The organism is Amycolatopsis sp. NPDC059021, from assembly GCF_042739895.1.
Taxonomy (GTDB): domain Bacteria; phylum Actinomycetota; class Actinomycetes; order Mycobacteriales; family Pseudonocardiaceae; genus Amycolatopsis.
This window is the reverse complement of the sequence record NZ_JBHYIQ010000035.1, coordinates 46663-61206: the sequence shown is the minus strand read 5'-3', so window position 1 is coordinate 61206 and position 14544 is coordinate 46663. Positions and strand designations below refer to the sequence as shown.

General features: G+C 68.6%; 20 protein-coding genes, 1 pseudogene and 1 CRISPR repeat array. Of the genes and pseudogenes, 7 read left to right on the top strand and 14 right to left on the bottom strand.

Annotated elements, in window-relative coordinates:
• Positions 1 to 245 precede the first annotated feature (245 nt).
• The 8 genes from ACFWX1_RS21630 to ACFWX1_RS21595 form a co-directional block, all read right to left on the bottom strand.
• Positions 246 to 515 carry a hypothetical protein gene (locus ACFWX1_RS21630; RefSeq protein WP_378389915.1) on the bottom strand — a complete coding sequence of 90 codons (270 nt, stop codon included), beginning with the start codon at positions 513 to 515 and terminating at the stop codon, positions 246 to 248.
• On the bottom strand, positions 512 to 973 hold the full coding sequence (locus ACFWX1_RS21625) for a hypothetical protein (protein ID WP_378389913.1): 462 nt from the start codon (positions 971 to 973) through the stop codon (positions 512 to 514). Before ACFWX1_RS21625 ends, ACFWX1_RS21630 begins: the two co-directional genes overlap by 4 nt.
• A gap of 141 nt (positions 974 to 1114) precedes the next feature.
• Complete coding sequence (locus ACFWX1_RS21620) at positions 1115 to 1966, bottom strand: helix-turn-helix domain-containing protein (protein ID WP_378389911.1); 852 nt, start codon at positions 1964 to 1966, stop codon at positions 1115 to 1117.
• 26 nt (positions 1967 to 1992) lie between these two features.
• Complete coding sequence (locus ACFWX1_RS21615; protein ID WP_378389909.1) at positions 1993 to 2316, bottom strand: zinc finger protein; 324 nt, start codon at positions 2314 to 2316, stop codon at positions 1993 to 1995.
• 39 nt (positions 2317 to 2355) lie between these two features.
• Positions 2356 to 3384, bottom strand: a complete 1029-nt coding sequence (locus ACFWX1_RS21610) for an SAM-dependent methyltransferase (protein WP_378389907.1) — start codon at positions 3382 to 3384, stop codon at positions 2356 to 2358.
• The gene (locus ACFWX1_RS21605; RefSeq protein ID WP_378389905.1) at positions 3381 to 3776 is read right to left on the bottom strand and encodes a hypothetical protein; all 396 of its coding nucleotides are present in this window, start codon (positions 3774 to 3776) and stop codon (positions 3381 to 3383) included. The genes ACFWX1_RS21610 and ACFWX1_RS21605 overlap by 4 nt, the downstream gene beginning before the upstream one ends.
• Before the next feature lie 2 nt (positions 3777 to 3778).
• The gene (locus ACFWX1_RS21600; RefSeq protein WP_378389904.1) at positions 3779 to 4399 is read right to left on the bottom strand and encodes a hypothetical protein; all 621 of its coding nucleotides are present in this window, start codon (positions 4397 to 4399) and stop codon (positions 3779 to 3781) included.
• Positions 4396 to 4641 carry a hypothetical protein gene (locus ACFWX1_RS21595; RefSeq protein WP_378389902.1) on the bottom strand — a complete coding sequence of 82 codons (246 nt, stop codon included), beginning with the start codon at positions 4639 to 4641 and terminating at the stop codon, positions 4396 to 4398. Before ACFWX1_RS21595 ends, ACFWX1_RS21600 begins: the two co-directional genes overlap by 4 nt.
• A gap of 175 nt (positions 4642 to 4816) precedes the next feature.
• Here ACFWX1_RS21595 and ACFWX1_RS21590 point away from each other — a divergent pair, with 175 nt between their 5' ends.
• From ACFWX1_RS21590 to ACFWX1_RS21570, 5 genes are all read left to right on the top strand, one after another.
• Positions 4817 to 5668, top strand: coding sequence for a helix-turn-helix domain-containing protein (locus tag ACFWX1_RS21590; RefSeq protein ID WP_378389900.1), 852 nt, complete (start codon positions 4817 to 4819; stop codon positions 5666 to 5668).
• Positions 5665 to 5841 carry a DUF397 domain-containing protein gene (locus ACFWX1_RS21585; RefSeq protein ID WP_378389899.1) on the top strand — a complete coding sequence of 59 codons (177 nt, stop codon included), beginning with the start codon at positions 5665 to 5667 and terminating at the stop codon, positions 5839 to 5841. Before ACFWX1_RS21590 ends, ACFWX1_RS21585 begins: the two co-directional genes overlap by 4 nt.
• A 117-nt stretch (positions 5842 to 5958) precedes the next feature.
• Positions 5959 to 6510 (top strand): DUF5753 domain-containing protein, encoded by a 552-nt coding sequence (locus ACFWX1_RS21580; RefSeq protein WP_378389897.1) that lies wholly within the window; start codon positions 5959 to 5961, stop codon positions 6508 to 6510.
• A complete protein-coding gene (locus ACFWX1_RS21575) occupies positions 6494 to 6682 on the top strand; it encodes a DUF397 domain-containing protein (RefSeq protein ID WP_378389895.1) in 189 nt (62 codons plus the stop codon). Before ACFWX1_RS21580 ends, ACFWX1_RS21575 begins: the two co-directional genes overlap by 17 nt.
• Positions 6682 to 6852: a DUF397 domain-containing protein gene (locus ACFWX1_RS21570; RefSeq protein WP_378389893.1), complete on the top strand. Its 171-nt coding sequence runs from the start codon at positions 6682 to 6684 to the stop codon at positions 6850 to 6852. The genes ACFWX1_RS21575 and ACFWX1_RS21570 overlap by 1 nt, the downstream gene beginning before the upstream one ends.
• 36 nt (positions 6853 to 6888) lie before the next feature.
• Positions 6889 to 7101: direct repeats of the CRISPR family, unit length 30 nt; unit sequence GGGACCAACCCCGCTCGCGCGGGGACGACG.
• Between the two features lie 209 nt (positions 7102 to 7310).
• Here ACFWX1_RS21570 and ACFWX1_RS21565 read toward each other — a convergent pair.
• The 5 genes and pseudogenes from ACFWX1_RS21565 to ACFWX1_RS21545 form a co-directional block, all read right to left on the bottom strand.
• Positions 7311 to 7835, bottom strand: coding sequence for an NUDIX domain-containing protein (locus ACFWX1_RS21565; protein WP_378389891.1), 525 nt, complete (start codon positions 7833 to 7835; stop codon positions 7311 to 7313).
• 50 nt (positions 7836 to 7885) lie between these two features.
• Positions 7886 to 8485 (bottom strand): N-acetyltransferase, encoded by a 600-nt coding sequence (locus ACFWX1_RS21560; protein WP_378389890.1) that lies wholly within the window; start codon positions 8483 to 8485, stop codon positions 7886 to 7888.
• Positions 8482 to 8598 (bottom strand): annotated as a pseudogene (locus ACFWX1_RS21555) (hypothetical protein); the annotation flags it as partial. The gene ACFWX1_RS21560 and the pseudogene ACFWX1_RS21555, both read right to left, overlap by 4 nt.
• Complete coding sequence (locus ACFWX1_RS21550; RefSeq protein ID WP_378389888.1) at positions 8565 to 10154, bottom strand: FAD-dependent oxidoreductase; 1590 nt, start codon at positions 10152 to 10154, stop codon at positions 8565 to 8567. The gene ACFWX1_RS21550 and the pseudogene ACFWX1_RS21555, both read right to left, overlap by 34 nt.
• Positions 10151 to 11050: a hypothetical protein gene (locus ACFWX1_RS21545; RefSeq protein WP_378389886.1), complete on the bottom strand. Its 900-nt coding sequence runs from the start codon at positions 11048 to 11050 to the stop codon at positions 10151 to 10153. Before ACFWX1_RS21545 ends, ACFWX1_RS21550 begins: the two co-directional genes overlap by 4 nt.
• Positions 11051 to 11302: 252 nt before the next feature.
• Between ACFWX1_RS21545 and ACFWX1_RS21540 the strand changes: the two genes are divergently transcribed.
• Together ACFWX1_RS21540 and ACFWX1_RS21535 are read left to right on the top strand one after the other, a co-directional pair.
• Positions 11303 to 12124 (top strand): helix-turn-helix domain-containing protein, encoded by an 822-nt coding sequence (locus tag ACFWX1_RS21540; protein WP_378389884.1) that lies wholly within the window; start codon positions 11303 to 11305, stop codon positions 12122 to 12124.
• Positions 12125 to 12129: 5 nt separating this feature from the next.
• The gene (locus ACFWX1_RS21535; protein WP_378389882.1) at positions 12130 to 13371 is read left to right on the top strand and encodes a M20 family metallopeptidase; all 1242 of its coding nucleotides are present in this window, start codon (positions 12130 to 12132) and stop codon (positions 13369 to 13371) included.
• A gap of 40 nt (positions 13372 to 13411) precedes the next feature.
• Here the strand turns inward: ACFWX1_RS21535 and ACFWX1_RS21530 are convergent, their stop codons facing one another.
• Positions 13412 to 13876, bottom strand: a complete 465-nt coding sequence (locus ACFWX1_RS21530) for a hypothetical protein (protein WP_378389880.1) — start codon at positions 13874 to 13876, stop codon at positions 13412 to 13414.
• Between the last annotated feature and the right edge of the window lie 668 nt (positions 13877 to 14544).

Here is a 14544-nt window from a genome sequence, read left to right as displayed (position 1 = left end):
AGGAGCTGGGTGATGGTGCCGTAGAACTCGGCGATGGCTCCGGGTGTTCGGGACACGGGTCGGTGGTCGGTTTCGTCGAGGGCCATGTTCACCATGGTCCGTGTTACCTCTGCGCAACGGTAATGCCTGGCGGGTGAATCTTCCAGAGGGCGTTGCCGAGGACTGTCGAAGGCGTCGATCGGCCCCTTTTGGTTGTTCTCGCCGTTGGCGTTCCCGATCCCGAGTCGAGTGAGGCGAACCTGTTGTCACGTGAACGAGCGGTTCGCGTCGTCCGCGGCGTGGTAGCAGGTCGGCGCGGTCACGTATGCCTGCTCGGCGAGGCTCACCAGCTTCTTGATCTCTTCGGCGGCATGCTGGAACGCTGGGTTGGAGCTGACGTGGGGAGCGACTCGTTCGAACGTCGTCGCCGCGGCTTTTGATGCTTCCAGGAGCTGCGCCGCTGCGAGCCACGCTTGCTCGGTGAACTCGATGGTGGCTTCGAGATCTTCCTTCACTACCTGCCAGGGGGAGGTCACCGCCGGCCTCGCATAAGCCGTGTAAGGACGTACGCTGCGAATCCGGTTCGTTGTGCTGGGGCGATGTGCGCGGCCAGCTCGGTCAGCCGGTCGATCGCCCGTTCCAGCGGGTCTTTCTGTTTGGCGGCGCGTTCATGCGCGGCGAGGCTCGGCGCGGCCTCCGCGGCACGGTGCCGCGCGGCGAGCTGGTCGACGAGCGCGGTGTCATCGCAGAAGTCTCCGAGGTATTTCGGTGTGCCGTACAAGGTGACGCGGTCGCCGTCGCGGGTGACCGCGGCGGCGTAGATCGCGCCGACGGTGTAGCTGCCTCGCGTCTTGTACACGCGGTGCGCGCCGTTCGGGTCGAGCCAGGCGTGTGCGGGTTTTCCCTGATCCACGTGTGAGCCGCCGAAGACCCAGCGCTCCGCGGTTTTCTCGTCCTGCTGAGCCTGCGCAGCGGAATTACCATCGTTTTCCATTGCGCTCCTTCACTTTTCACTTCTTTCGGGTGGCTGCGGCTGGTCGATACCGGGCGCCATGTCAGCATGGTGACGTGGACCGCGTCGTACTCTTCGATGAGGTCACCGATGCGTGCCACCAAGGCTTCTCCGAACGCCTGGTCATGGGGTGGGCGCTGCATGGTGATGTTGTCGGGTCTTGTTCAGGTTGGTGAGTGCTTCGCTGATGTGGGCGCGGGAATTTCGCTCGCGGAGCGCACGCTGTGTCAGGCGGTCGGCGGCGTTCTCGTATCGGTCCACATAGGACGGTTCGGTGAAGTAGGCGTGGATGTGGTCTTGGCAGACAGTGACCGCCGGGGTGCTGTGGGGAAAGCGGAGCAGCGAGAACGGGCTGAGCAGGCTGGGCTGCCCGTGCGGGTCGGCGGGCACGATCCGTACTGCGACCTGGCCGGTGTCGATCAGGGTGAGCAGGTGGCGCAGTTGTTCGTGCAGTACGCCGGGGCCCACGACGCGGTGTGTGAGCGCTTCCTGCGAGAGCAGGATGGTGAGGGTGGCCGGGGTCTCCCCGCTGAGCGCGTCCTGTCGGACGAGGCGGAGCATGAGCTCCTGGCCGATTTCGTCGCCGGTGAGAATGCCGGAGTCCAGGACCGCGCGGGCGTAGTCGGGGGTCTGCACGAGATCCGGGAGGACTTTCGGTGCCCAGGTGAGGATCGTGGTGGCGGTGCGTTCGTATTCCAGCAGTGGTGCGGGGTATTCGCAGGGGCCGGGTTCGGTCCAGTTCGGGTCTTTCACGTGCTGGGCCAGGTTCCTCAGCCGCCGGTAGTCGTCGCCGTGGACGGCGAGGAATCCGAGCACGCGGGTGGTGAGTTCGACGGTGGGTGGGCGGATGGCCCGCTCGAGCACGGAGACGGTGGCGGGTTCGAGGCCCAGGGCGGTGGCCATCGCGCGGAGGCTGATGCCGCGGTGCTCGCGGGCGATGCGCAGTCCGGCGCCGAGTGCGATCGCGGCGGGCATCGGTGGTTGTTGTCCCACAGGGTTCCTTACGGTGCTTGGTGATGCCGGTTCGGACGGGCGGTTTCTGTGCGGCGGGGGTGCGGGACGGGGCGCCGGGGGAGGGCGGGGTGGCCGGGCCAGACGTCCAGGTCGTGTTCGCGGCGGTAGACGAGGTCGCAGTCCCAGCAGGTTTGCGGGACACCGTGGCTGTCGCGCTCGGTCGACTGCTCGAATTCCGCGGCGGCGGTCAGGCCGCAGAGCATGGTGACGGTTTCGCCGGGCTGGGGTACGCGGGTCAGCCGGGCGTGGTGCCAGCGGCCGTCGGCCACGGGGTGGATGGCGTCGGTGTCGACGTAGATCACAGCATCCATCGCTATCATCGCCTAAATTCGTTGCCATGTAAGGGAAGTTCAGTGCTCGGTGTTCGTCGTCGGTTCGATTCTCGCCACGACGGTGCTGACCATCCGTGCTGTCGCGCGCGCCGGGGCGAGGTCGAGCTGGGGGCCGGGTGGCCACCACCGGTCGCAGGGCACGAACCCGCCCGGCTGGTGCGGGCCCGGCGGCAGCGCGGTGAGGGTGTCGGGCAGCAGCGCGTTGAGCTGGGGGATGATGCGGAATCGGAGCGGCTCGAGCCCGCAGGTGGCGTGGATGTCGGCGACGGCGCGGGCGATCGCCGCGCGTGGTCCCGCCGCCGGAGCGGTGTGGCCGGAGATGACCAGGATGCTGCCTGGCGCCAGTATTTGGGTGTAGCGGGCGAGGAGTGCGCGTGCGGCGGGGTCGTCGCAGTGGCTGATGGCGGTGCCGAGCAGGACCGCGACCGGACGGTCGAAATCCAGGTCCGGCAGGACGGTGAGGGTGTCGGGGAGGAGGATGTCCGCGTCGTCGACGAACACGTTGTCCTCGGTGAGCAGGGCACGGGCATGCGCCAGCGCGAGTGGCTCGGTGCCGATGTAGCAGATCGTCGCGTCCGGGGCGTGGTGCCGGATGTCGGTGTGCAGGGGCTGGCCGGGCGGGACGAGCAGGTCGGCGAGCACGAACTGCGCGATGCCGGCGTGGCTGGCCAGGTAGCGCAGGACGCGTTCGTGGCAGCGGTAGGGCGCGCGGGCCAGTTCGGCGACGTCCGGGAGGACTTCCAGCAGTCGCCGAAGCATCCACTCGTCGGCCTCGTAGGGATGCGACATACCGAGCAGTGCTTGCGTCACCCGTACCGGGTTCGGTGCCAGCTGGTTGCCGTCCTCGCGGTCGAGATACCAGCTTCCCGAACGGCGGCTCGTGCCGTACGCGGGCAGTGCGACTTCGGGGAGCCGGGCGGCGGGACCAGGGGCGCGGCCCTCGGCCGCGACGCGCGCTGGTTCCGCCGCCCTTGTCCTCGCCGACGTCACCGGCCGAGGGGCCGGAGCCGGTGGCGGCGAGGAGAACCTGAGTTCGCTCATGGTCATGACCGATCTCCCGCTGATTCATCCTCCGGTGGGAGGATCTGCGGGCGCGGCCAGCCCAGCGGTACCGAGCACCGTGGCCCCGCCGCCGACGCGCGAACCGGGGCACCGGGCGAACCTGGTTCCGGTAAGGCCAGCAGCGTGTCGATCGCCGTCACCGGATCGCCGTGGAACTGCCAGCACACCATCTGCGGGTTCAACAGATCGGTGTCGGGCAGCAGCACCGCACGAAACGCCGAGGCCGCGGTGGCATCCCGGACGATGACGACGTCGGCGAAGGAGTCCCAGCACCACGACGCGGCCAGCCCGCGCGGCTGCGAGTCCGCGACGCCGAAGAAGTACAACGTCCACCGGCGTGCGCGAAGCCGCTCGAAGTGCCTGCCCAACGCGTCCACGACTATCCCACCACCAGACACGCACGAACCGGGAACACTGAGCGGACACGGTTCGCCCGTCGGACACAGTTGAGCCGGAACGCCGACCGCAGCGGGCGCTGGTCGTGGGCGGACCGGGATGAGCCGGAGACGGCACCACTGCGGATGGATGCCGCGCTCGAACTTGAGCTGGTCGAACGAGGAGCCTGATGAGTGCAGGTCCGGGCACAAATCGTCCTCGCCGCAACGAGGAAAGTGACAATCTCGGTTGCTGCCTCGTATCCGGGATCGAGCGCAAGAGTTGCGACCGGGAAGCTGTGCTCTGACAGCTTCTCGTGCAAGTCGCCGAGCAGCGCCGCAACTCGGCCATGGTCGATAACCCCGGGAGCGATGATCGCGACAGGTCCAACAAAATTGATCCAGGTGCGCAGACCATCCAGCGCCGCGGGGGCGTAGACGTCCGCGTCCCGTGACGCGACCCAGTTGTCGTCGACGAGATCGCAATGACCTCGCGCTGCGAAGACAGAATCGGGCTCGACGTAGACGACCGCTTGGAGATCAACTTCGAGGGCGTTGTTCCTGCCGTGGAGAATGTTCCGCATCCTGACCCAGACGGGTCGATCCAGGGAGTCGTAGGGGCTCATGTCCAGTCCTCGGGGATCTTCTCGGTCAGCACGGCCCGCGCGTGCGATATCAGTTCGGCCATCGACTGACGGCGGAGCACGACCGGGTCGGCGTCGTGGCCGATGACCAGGGCGCGTTTTGGGCCTTTGTCAGTGTCGAGCACGCCGATGATGACGCGGCTCGTTGCGCCATCGAGGCTCTTCGCAGGGACGACCAGACGTGTGATCCAGTTGAGTCCCGGCTGATCCCGCTGATCCGGCACGATCGCTCCCCGTTACGCTCTTTGTGCTCGTCGCCACACGATGACAGGCGATGACTGGTGTTGCGCATCAGTGTCATCGCGCAGATGTGGCTGGCGCAATGACCTGATCGGGTGACATGTGTCCGTCGGCGTCCCAGCAGCTAATGCGCTTGGGGGCTGCCGTAGCATGTGATGCATGGCTGACATCACCCCGAAGCGACCGGCGCCACCGGTCGGCGAAGCGCTCCGCCGCGCGCGGGAGAGTCGTGGCATTTCGCAGCGGAAGCTTGGCGTGCTCGTCGGCCATACCAGCCCCGGGCTTGTTTCACGCTGGGAAAGCGGGGATCGGGACCTGTCGCCCGAAGATGCCCAGGGCGTGATCGACGCTCTGGGGCTCAACGAAGAAGAGGCTGAGGAACTGCTGGCGCTCGCCAGAGGCGCCGGCCAGACACGACGGTTTGCAGTCACGCTGCCGGAACGGCGCGCGGAGCTGGCCGAACTGCTCGCCGCCGAGCGCACCGCGACCAACGTTATTCAGGTTGCACCGTTGCAGATCCCGGGAATTCTGCAGACTGCGGATGTCATCCGTAGTCAGATGCGCGCCGCGGCGGTTCCGGAACAGGAGATTGACGAACGCACGTTCACGCGCATCGGTCGTCGAGATCTGATCACGCGTCGGAAACCGGCGCACCTCGAAGTGCTTCTCGGCGAAGCGGCTCTCCTGCATCGCATTGCGGACAAGGACACTTGGGCCGATCAACTGCGCTACCTCAACGATATGGGCGAGCTGCCGAATGTCGATATCCGGATCGTCGGATTCGACTCGGGCTGGTCACCGCTGCTCGTCGGTGCATACATGCTCATCGAATCCGACCAGGCAGCGCCGATCGTGAGTTTGGACCTGCACGGATCCGGTCTGACGCTCCGATCTGCCGGAGACATCGCCCGCCACCGGCAGGACGCCGACGCGGTGCGAGAGAAGGCGATGAGCCCCGCTGCCACCGCGGAGCTCATCGCGAAGGTTCTGCATGAACTGGAGCAAGGATGATACAGCGAGGCACGTGGTTCAAGTCGAGCTACAGCCCGGACAAGGCGGACTGCGTCGAAGTCCGGCTCAGTGAAAAGGTCGGCATCCGAGACAGCAAGGCGCCGGAGGCCGGTCAATTGGCCGTCCCCGGGGAGACATGGAAGGCGCTTCTCCGGGTTGTCGCCGAGCGCTAACGGCAACCGCGGAACGCTCCGTGCGCCTTCGGGTGGGCGGGGCGTTCCGCTGTCCCCGGCGCCGGGCCGGTTGGCGTGAAGTCTTGCCAGAAACGGCGTGCCATGAGGTGCGCTGAGGTGACATCGGTACCAGAAGGCGCGGTCGCGCCGCTGCTTATTCCGGGCATCTTGCAGACCACGGATGTCATCCGGGCGATCATGGTTGCCGCTGAGGTGCCCGCGAGTGAGATCGGTGAGCGCGTGACCGTGCGCGTCGGCCGCCGGAACATGATCACTCGCAAGGATCCGGCGCATCTCGAAGTCCTGCTCGGCGAGGTCGCACTACGCAAAAACACTGGTGGACGGCAGGTCTGGGCCGACCAGCTGCGCTATCTGTTGGAGCTCAGCGAACTTCCCAACATCGACATCCGCGTGATTCCGACCGAGTCGGGATGGACACCCGCCGATACCGGCGCCTTCATCGTCCTCGATTCGGGCGGTGTCGAACCAACGATCGTGAACGTCGAGCTGCAGGGTGCTGGACTCATCCTGCACGACGAAGCTGATGTCGAGACGCATCGCAAGGCTGCGGCGTCGGTACGCAAGAGGGCGATGAGCGCGGCCGATACGCAGAAACGCATCACCGAGGTGCTCAAGGAATGGGAGTCGTACGATGACGTTACCGCCTAAGACTGACCGATGGATCAAGTCCAGTTGGAGCGCCGACAATGCTGACTGCGTCGAGGTCGCGCTGAAGGCGACGCATGATGTCGGCGTCCGCGACTCAAAGGATCCGCGCGGCGGGCAGCTGACGGTGCCAGGCGAGGCGTGGAATGCCTTCCTCGGCGGAATCCGCAGCTGATGCGGTGCGATGGCTGGTTCAAGTCGAGTCGGAGCAAGGCGACTGCCGACTGCGTTGAAGTGAAGCACGGCTCAGCGGTCGGTGTTCGCGACTCGAAAGATCCGCGCGGCGGGCAGCTCGCTGTGAAGAGCAAGGCGTGGCGCGCGTTCCTTGGCAGAATTCGGGACTGACGTCTACAGACCATGCCGCGCGCGGATCCGGCGGGCCGGACCAACCCCGCTCGCGCGGGGACGACGGGAAGGTCATGTACTGGGACTACCAGGGCAGGGGACCAACCCCGCTCGCGCGGGGACGACGCGCGCGGCGGCTCGTCGTTCCAGCGCTCGTTGGGACCAACCCCGCTCGCGCGGGGACGACGTCGTCATCAGCGACCTGACGAACACCGACATGGGACCAACCCCGCTCGCGCGGGGACGACACTTGTTGACCTGGAGGTTTAGAAGCCGTAACGGCGTTTTTCATTCACTTTCATCGGTCCTGCTGGCGGTGGGTGTTGATCTATCCGCGGTGCTGTGGACTGCACTTGTACCCGCTGGGAGGCCAGGCACGCCACCGGCCGGGTGTTGTCGCTGCGCATGTTCGCAGTCTCGAACTCGCCTTGACGGCTGTCAGTGGGCGAGTCGGGGCGTCAGGCTGTGGTGGGGGCTGGGTCGTATCCGTGTTGCAGGTCGGGTGTTCGGCCGGTTTGTAGTGCGGGGAGGCAGGCGTCGACGCGGCGGGCCATGTGCGGTTCGAGGTGGGCGTGGTAGGTGTCGCGGTCGCAGAATTCGAAGTAGGCGATTTCGGTGGGGTCGCACCGGAGGGCGGCGATGTCGGTGTCGGTGAGGATGCCGCCGTCGTAGAGGTGGTTGGCCAGGTGGGTCGGCGCGGCGCCGGGAATCGGTGGGGTGTAGGGAACCCAGTCGATGGCGAGGAGGCGGCCGAGTGCGCGGGTGATGCCGAGTTCCTCCTGCACTTCGCGTTGCGCGGTGGTGCGGGGGAATTCGCCGTGCTCGAGCCCGCCGCCGGGGATTTCCCATTTCTGTGCGCCGTAGGTGGTTTTGACGAGCAGGACGTGGCCTGCGTGGTTGCGGTAGATCACGCCGGCGCCCGCGGTCTGTTTCGGGCGCGACCGGTAGTACTCCTCGGGCGTGAGCTCCTGAACCTGGGTCATGCCGCGCGAGGCTACCCACAGTCCGATCAGCGGCCGTCACCGGAGGTGACTTAGACAGCGGGAGCCTGTTCGCGCAGTCGGTCGGTGGCCAGCTCGAACGTGCGCCGACAGCGCGGGCAGGCAAGCTGGCTGGTGAGGCGGTGTCCGCAATGGCAGACCCAGCCGCATTGGCGTGCCGGGTTGCCGAGGACGAGGGCGTGCGCGGGGACGTCGCGCAGCACGACGGCTCCGATCCCGACCAGCGCGTGGGGGCCGATATCGACGCCAGGGGCGACGCGGGCGCCGGCGCTGAGAGTGGCGCCACGGCGAACGGTCACGGGCCGCGCGGTCCAGTCGCCGGGGCGTTGAGGCTGACCGTCGGGTCGGGTGGCTCGAGGCTTGGGGTCTTCGGTGAGCACGACGTGCGGGCTGAGCATTGCTTCGGATTCGATGATCGCGCCGAAGACATCGCAGTGATTGCCGATTTTCACCCGGTCGCCGATGCGGCTGCGGGCGCCGATGTAGCAGCCGGTGCCGAGGATGCAGTCGTCGCCGATCGTGGCCTTGTCGGCGACTTGGACGTGGTGCCATATCCGGGTGCGCGAGCCGATGCGGGCGGTCGCGGCGACGATGGCGGTCGGCTGCACGATGGGGCCGTCGGTGGTGATCACGGTGTCGCCTTCTGGTTGGTCAGGGCGGTGATGAGGTCGCCGACGGTGGTGGCGCTAGCGAGCGCGAGGTCGGGGAGCGTCATGCCGGTGTCCTGTTCGATGGCGGTGGCGAGAGTGACGCGGTCGAGCGAGTCGTAGCCGAGAGCGTCGAGCCGATCGTCGAGTCGGATGGTGCCGCTGGTGCGGTGCCGGATGGTGGTCGCGGCGTGCAGGACCGTGGCCGCGGGATCGAGGGCGGGTTCCGATGTCGGCATGGGGACTCCAGACGTTCGACGAGGGGCAGTAGCGCGGGTACGGCTTCGAGGACCGGGGCCTGGGCGAACAGCCGGGCCAGCGTCTCGCCCACGGGGTCGCCGACGCGGGTGACGAGCGCGGGGAGGGCGTGGGCGAGCAAGGCGGTCAGCTGCCGGTGTGCTGCGGCATCGACCGGGATCGTGGGCCCTAGCAGGTGCTGGGCGAGCCCGCGAGCTGCCTCGGTGTCGACCAGTTCTGCTAAGGGCGGGACGGTGATGGGGCGGGTGGTCCGGTAGGGATGCAGGTCGAGTGCGGCGGGATCGTCGATGGCGTCGGCGATCAGGTCCGCCAGCAGCGGGGCGAGCAGGACGCCGCAGCGGTAGGTCGCGGTGGCCACGAGAAGGTTCGAGTCCCGTGCCGGGCCGACCAAAGGAAGGTGGTCGAGGGTGTAGGGCCGGTGGCCGACTTGGACGCGGTGCAGAGGCGCGGCACGCAGCCGTTGCTCCAGCCGACGTGTCCCGTCATCGATGAGCACGGCGATCTCGTCCAAGGTGGCCGCCGGGTTGTCGGCGGGGGCGATCGTGAGCCGGTTTGTCGCGCCGAGATACAGGTCCCCGTCGTGGCGGGGAACGAGGTGGGTGCCGCACGCGAAGGCGAGGTTGGGGGTGCGGACGGCGTGCGGCACCGCGACCGGGGCGCGCAGCAGCAGGCTCACTCCGCGCCCGGCCAGCACGGGCGGCACTCCGAGTTCGGCCGCGCGCGCACCGAGCAGGCTCGGGATGCCGGTGCCTGCGGCGAGCACCGTTCGGGCGCATTCCACGGTGCTTCCGTCGGTACAGCGAATCCGTGTCGGCGTCGTGCCGGTGGTGACCTCGACGGCGTCAACGGCGTGCCAGCGGACGCGGCGGTGACGGGCGACCGCGGTGCTCAGCGTGGTGATCAGGCGGGTGATATCCAGGCTGGGTTCGCCGGGAAGCCACAGCCCGATCGCCGGTGGGACCTCGGGGCGCAGACCGTCGATGTCGGTTCCTGCGGTGATTTCGGCGGTGTGGCCGGCATCGTGGGCGGCGCGGGTGATCGCCGCGACGCTGTCCCGTTCGGCCTCGGTGGCCACCACCCAGGTTCCCGCGGTCAGCGGCACGGGGATCCCAGTAGCGGTAGCGAGTTCCTCCAACCACGCCGGATATCGAGCGAGGGCGCGCAGCCGTTGCTCGACGTCCATCGCGACACGCGATTCGGGCTGAGCCGCGTCGACTTCCGAGAAAGGCGAGAGCATCGCCCCGGCGGCCGCGCTGGCCTGCCCGCGCGCACCCGCCCCGGGCCGCGGCCCGATGATCGTGACGGCATGACCACGGCGCAGGAGCTGGTGCGCCACGGCCAGCCCGACCACGCCAGTCCCCACGACCGCGACGTCGGCGGCCGGGTGCGCGTTCACGCCGCGCTCCCGCAGTGCGGCTGCATGCTCCGCCGCACCGGTGCGGCCGACTCGGCGCGCACCTTGGCCTGGCACAGCAAACGCCGTTGCTCCGGCGCGACGGTGCCCTGCGGGCCGAGCGCGTCCCGGCCGTGGGCGACGCGGCGCTGATCGACAATCAGCACCTCGCCATGGCGTAACCGCACTCGGGTCACGGTTTTCTCGAGTGCGGTAGCGAATCGTTGCAGGACAGGCAGATGCGGCCGGTTGCGTGGGTCGGTCAGCATCTTACCCGCCCGGCGGATCCACCCGGTTCCGCTGTCGTTGTCCAGAACGGGAAAGGGCAGCAGCGGCTCGCCCACGCCGCACAGCCCGTCGGCCCGTCCTTCGAAGAATTCCTTACGTCGCAACACTTCTCGCTCGGCGGCATCGGGCGTCGCCACCGCGTCGCGCAGGTTCCCGAGCACGGACGTGCCGCCACCGGCCGGGTCCGGGCGCAGCATGAGCAGGCTGGTGTAGTCCGGTGGCGCGGTCACGTTCGGCGCGTCGATGTGCAGGGACTGCGCGCCGAAGCCACCAAAACTCGCCGGATCCCGTTGCGGCTCCGACAATCCGTCCAACCACAGGCCTTGCCCACCGTCGATGGAGAAGAACGGGATCCCGAACCCGGCCAGCACACCGGCTGCCGCGCGCCGCAGCAGCGCGGCGGGAAAAGCCGATGGCAGCGCGGCGATGGCCCACCCACGTCGATTCATCAGCCGGGCCAGTGTCGCCACGACGGCGTCGCCGCCGATGCGCAGCGCCACGCGGGATGTTTCGATACGGTGGCGTGCCCAGGCACAGCCGTCCACGTCCAGGTCGGTCTCGGCCAGCGCGCTGGCAAGGCTCGCGGGAACGCGGGTGCGGTTGGCGGTCACGGCGATCTCCTTCGCGGCTAGGGACGATGCGGTCGCTCTAGCTTCACGCGCCGCGCGGTACGTTCACCAGCTCATCGGCTGTTCACCGCTGTGCACCGGCTGCGAATCCGTTGTGCACGCCGTCCGCCGAAATCGCAGGCAGCACGGCATCAGGCGGAGCACAGGACTCACCGGATTCGCATTCGGGTGACTACACTGTGGTGTCCGAGCAGGTGCCGATTCCGCGTGACCGCCACGGCGAGGGGGACACGGATGGCTGGACGGAAGCAGCGCCACCCGCACTTGACCACGAGCGCGATCTCGCCGCTACGGCAGGCGCGGCAAGCCATCCCCGCCACCCTGGAACAGGTCTGCCACGCCCTCGAGCGGCGCGGACATCCCGGTGTCAGCGCGGGCATGCTCTCGGCGTGGGAGACCGGCCGCCACGTCACCAGCCTCCGCTACCGCAAGGTGCTCTGCGAGTTCTACGGCCGCCCACCGACGCAGCTTTTCGCCCACCAGGACCGCAAGCTGACCGGGACGGCGGAGACGCCGCGGCTTCTGGTGGGGCACCACGATCTCAGCGACGCGATGATCGACGTGGTCCAGCGGGCGCAGAACTACTTGGTCGTGCTCGGCTCTCGTTCGCGTGACGAGGTCTACCTGCGCGCCATCGAGACTGTGCTCGCCGCCCGGGCCGAGCTGGTCCACTATCGGGTGTTGTTCGGGCCGCCCCGGCATCAGGTTCTCAAAGATCACCTGCTGCGGCTGCTGGAGCTGCGGGATCCGCACGACCGCAGCCGCGGTCTCAAGACGCTGCACATCGGGATGATCGATGACGACCCGGGCACACCGGAGAGGTTCCTCTGCGCCTCGGAATCGTGCGCTGTCGTGCCGGTCCCGTCGGTGACCTCCGCCGAGGCGTTCGACTCCGGCGTGCTGTTCGCGGCCGGCGTCGCCGAGCGCTACGTCGACCACGCCCGTCAGTGCTACGCCGCCGCCCGCAAGATCGAGACGGCCCACGCCGTGCGGGCGCTGCCCGCCGTGCGAAGCTGGACCGAGACCACCGCACCGATCCCGGCGGACAGGAGGTGACGTGCTTGAGCGCCCTCGACCGACCGCACCACCTGCCGGAAGTCCTGGCCGCGGCGAAACAGGACCAGGATTCGGTCCTGGCGTTGACCCGTGAGCTGGTCGCGATCCCCAGCCGGGGCGGCATCGACCCGTATGACGGGGTCCTGGACACGGTGCGGGCCTGGTTGTCCGATCATGGCCTCGACACCAAGACACTCACCGACGCGACCGGAGCGCCGGTGGGGCTCACCTGCGAGATCCGCGGCGCCCATCCCGGCCCCCGCTGGGTTCTGGACGCCTGCCTGGACACCGCGCCCTTCGGCGACGCGGACGCCTGGACCTATCCACCTACCTCGGCCACCGTGGCCGACGGGTGGCTGCACGGACGCGGCGCCGCCGATTCCAAGGTCGGCGCCGCCATCTTCTGCCATATCGCCGCCCGGCTCGCGCCCGTGGCGGCGCACCTGCACGGCACGCTGGTGCTGCTGTTCGACGTCGACGAGCACACCGGCGGGTTCGGCGGCGCGAAAGCCTACTTCGACGGGCCGCACGCGCCGGACGACGTCGCCGGAGTCATGATCGGCTACCCCGGGATGGCCAAGGTGGTCGTCGGCGGCCGCGGCGTCTACCGGACACGTCTGCACGTCCATGGCGTCTCCTCGCACTCCGGTGGCTCCAAGACAAGCCCGAGCGCGATCGAGAAGGCCGCCCACCTGGTCCGCACCTTGTCCACGGCCGACCTGCCGGACGGGGCCGGCCCGGCTTTTCCCTTGCCCGGCAAGCTCACCGTCACCGCCATGCGCGGTGGCGAAGGATTCTCCGTCACCCCGGACCTGTGCGTGCTCAACGTGGACATCCGCACCACACCCATCTTCGACGCCGCCGCGGCCGAGACGCTGCTGCGCGAGCGTGTCAGCCACGTCGACCATGACTGGCCGGACACCCCGCCGACCGACATCCGGCTCGACACCTGCTGGCCCGCCTACGCCCTCGACGACCAGTCCCCGCTACGCACCGCACTCCTGAGTGCCGCCCGCGCCGCCGGGGTCGAACCCACCGCGAAAATCGCCGGGCCCTCCAACATCGGCAATTACCTCGCCGGCCTCGGAATCCCCGCGACCGCGGGATTCGGCGTCACCTATACCGGGCTCCACGCCACCGACGAACGCCTCCAGATCGACACCATCCCCACCGTCCAAGCTGCCTACCACGCGGCGGTGTACGCACTGCTCACCACTGCCGCCGCCGACGGCCGACCGCCACGATGACCTACCGCGGACTCGGGTCCGTGTTTCGCGGGCGGGTTTCTCAAGCGTCGGACCGGTCCGGCCAGACTTGGAGCAGCCAGTCCTCACCGCGCAGCTCGTCGCCGTCCTCGGTGATGTCGCGGGTTCGCGTTCGCCGGGCACGGAGCACGTAGTGACCCGGGCCCAGGAGTTCGGCGTTCCTGTCGGACGCGGACGCGATGACCGCGCAGATCGTCACCGTCCCCGACGGGCTGAAAAACCGCTGATCGGGTGCTTGAGCTTCCGCTTCGGTCGGCATGTCGGCCGGCGGTTCGGAACGCCATAGCTCCAACGTCACGGATGCTTCCAGCGCCTTGTCCCAGGCGTGGAAGACAGCGCCACCGTAGCCCGCCGCGACGAGCCATTCGCTCTGTGCGGGACGGAGGTCGGTGAGAACGGCGTCACCGAGGTAGTCGAAGACGGCAAACTGGGAATGGTCGACGGGCACGGTCGCCTGGTAGGTGGCCGCAAGACCTTCGTCAGGCACGTGACCTCCGGGCGTGGGCGGCAGTTGTGTCGGTGACACTACGCGACGGGAAGGGCGCCGTAGGTCAGCTCGCCGTGCACTGCGCGGGACCCTCCGCCTGCGCGGGACGACTTCGGCCGGCTCGCGCGCAGCGCCACAACTACGGACCAACTCCGCCTGCGCGGGGGACGACGAGCTGTTGCTGCTGGAGGTCTCGCTGTCGTCGGGACCAATCCCGCTCGCGCGGGGACGACGCTCGAAACGCGACCCGGAGGACCCGCACCAGCGGACCAACCCCGCTCGCGCGGGGACGACGAGGCGATGTGGCCCGGGAACCGGCCGCAGACGGGACCAACCCCCGCTCGCGCGGGGACGACTCCCTCGTGGACCTCACCGGCGCCGTGAAGTACGGACCAACCCCGCTCGCGCGGGGACGACCGCGGCCATCGACCCTTGCAGGTAGTGCAGCCGGGACCAACCCCGCTCGCGCGGGGACGACGAACTCCAACAGCGAGTTCAGATGCTCGCGCTGGGACCAACCCCGCTCGCGCGGGGACGACCCTCCCGCCGACGATCTGGCGTGGCTGCTCCAAGGACCAACCCCGCTCGCGCGGGGACGACGGGTTGTGGATCAAGGTGGAGGGCGGCTACCAGGGACCAACCCCGCTCGCGCGGGGACGACATGCGGC

Coding starts and splice junctions, on each gene's coding strand:
- ACFWX1_RS21625 (WP_378389913.1), bottom strand. CDS start 973: ATGGAAAACGATGGTAATTCCGCTGCGCAGGCTCAGCAGGACGAGAAA.
- ACFWX1_RS21620 (WP_378389911.1), bottom strand. CDS start 1,966: ATGCCCGCCGCGATCGCACTCGGCGCCGGACTGCGCATCGCCCGCGAG.
- ACFWX1_RS21615 (WP_378389909.1), bottom strand. CDS start 2,316: ATGGATGCTGTGATCTACGTCGACACCGACGCCATCCACCCCGTGGCC.
- ACFWX1_RS21610 (WP_378389907.1), bottom strand. CDS start 3,384: ATGACCATGAGCGAACTCAGGTTCTCCTCGCCGCCACCGGCTCCGGCC.
- ACFWX1_RS21600 (WP_378389904.1), bottom strand. CDS start 4,399: ATGAGCCCCTACGACTCCCTGGATCGACCCGTCTGGGTCAGGATGCGG.
- ACFWX1_RS21590 (WP_378389900.1), top strand. CDS start 4,817: ATGGCTGACATCACCCCGAAGCGACCGGCGCCACCGGTCGGCGAAGCG.
- ACFWX1_RS21585 (WP_378389899.1), top strand. CDS start 5,665: ATGATACAGCGAGGCACGTGGTTCAAGTCGAGCTACAGCCCGGACAAG.
- ACFWX1_RS21575 (WP_378389895.1), top strand. CDS start 6,494: ATGACGTTACCGCCTAAGACTGACCGATGGATCAAGTCCAGTTGGAGC.
- ACFWX1_RS21570 (WP_378389893.1), top strand. CDS start 6,682: ATGCGGTGCGATGGCTGGTTCAAGTCGAGTCGGAGCAAGGCGACTGCC.
- ACFWX1_RS21565 (WP_378389891.1), bottom strand. CDS start 7,835: ATGACCCAGGTTCAGGAGCTCACGCCCGAGGAGTACTACCGGTCGCGC.
- ACFWX1_RS21540 (WP_378389884.1), top strand. CDS start 11,303: ATGGCTGGACGGAAGCAGCGCCACCCGCACTTGACCACGAGCGCGATC.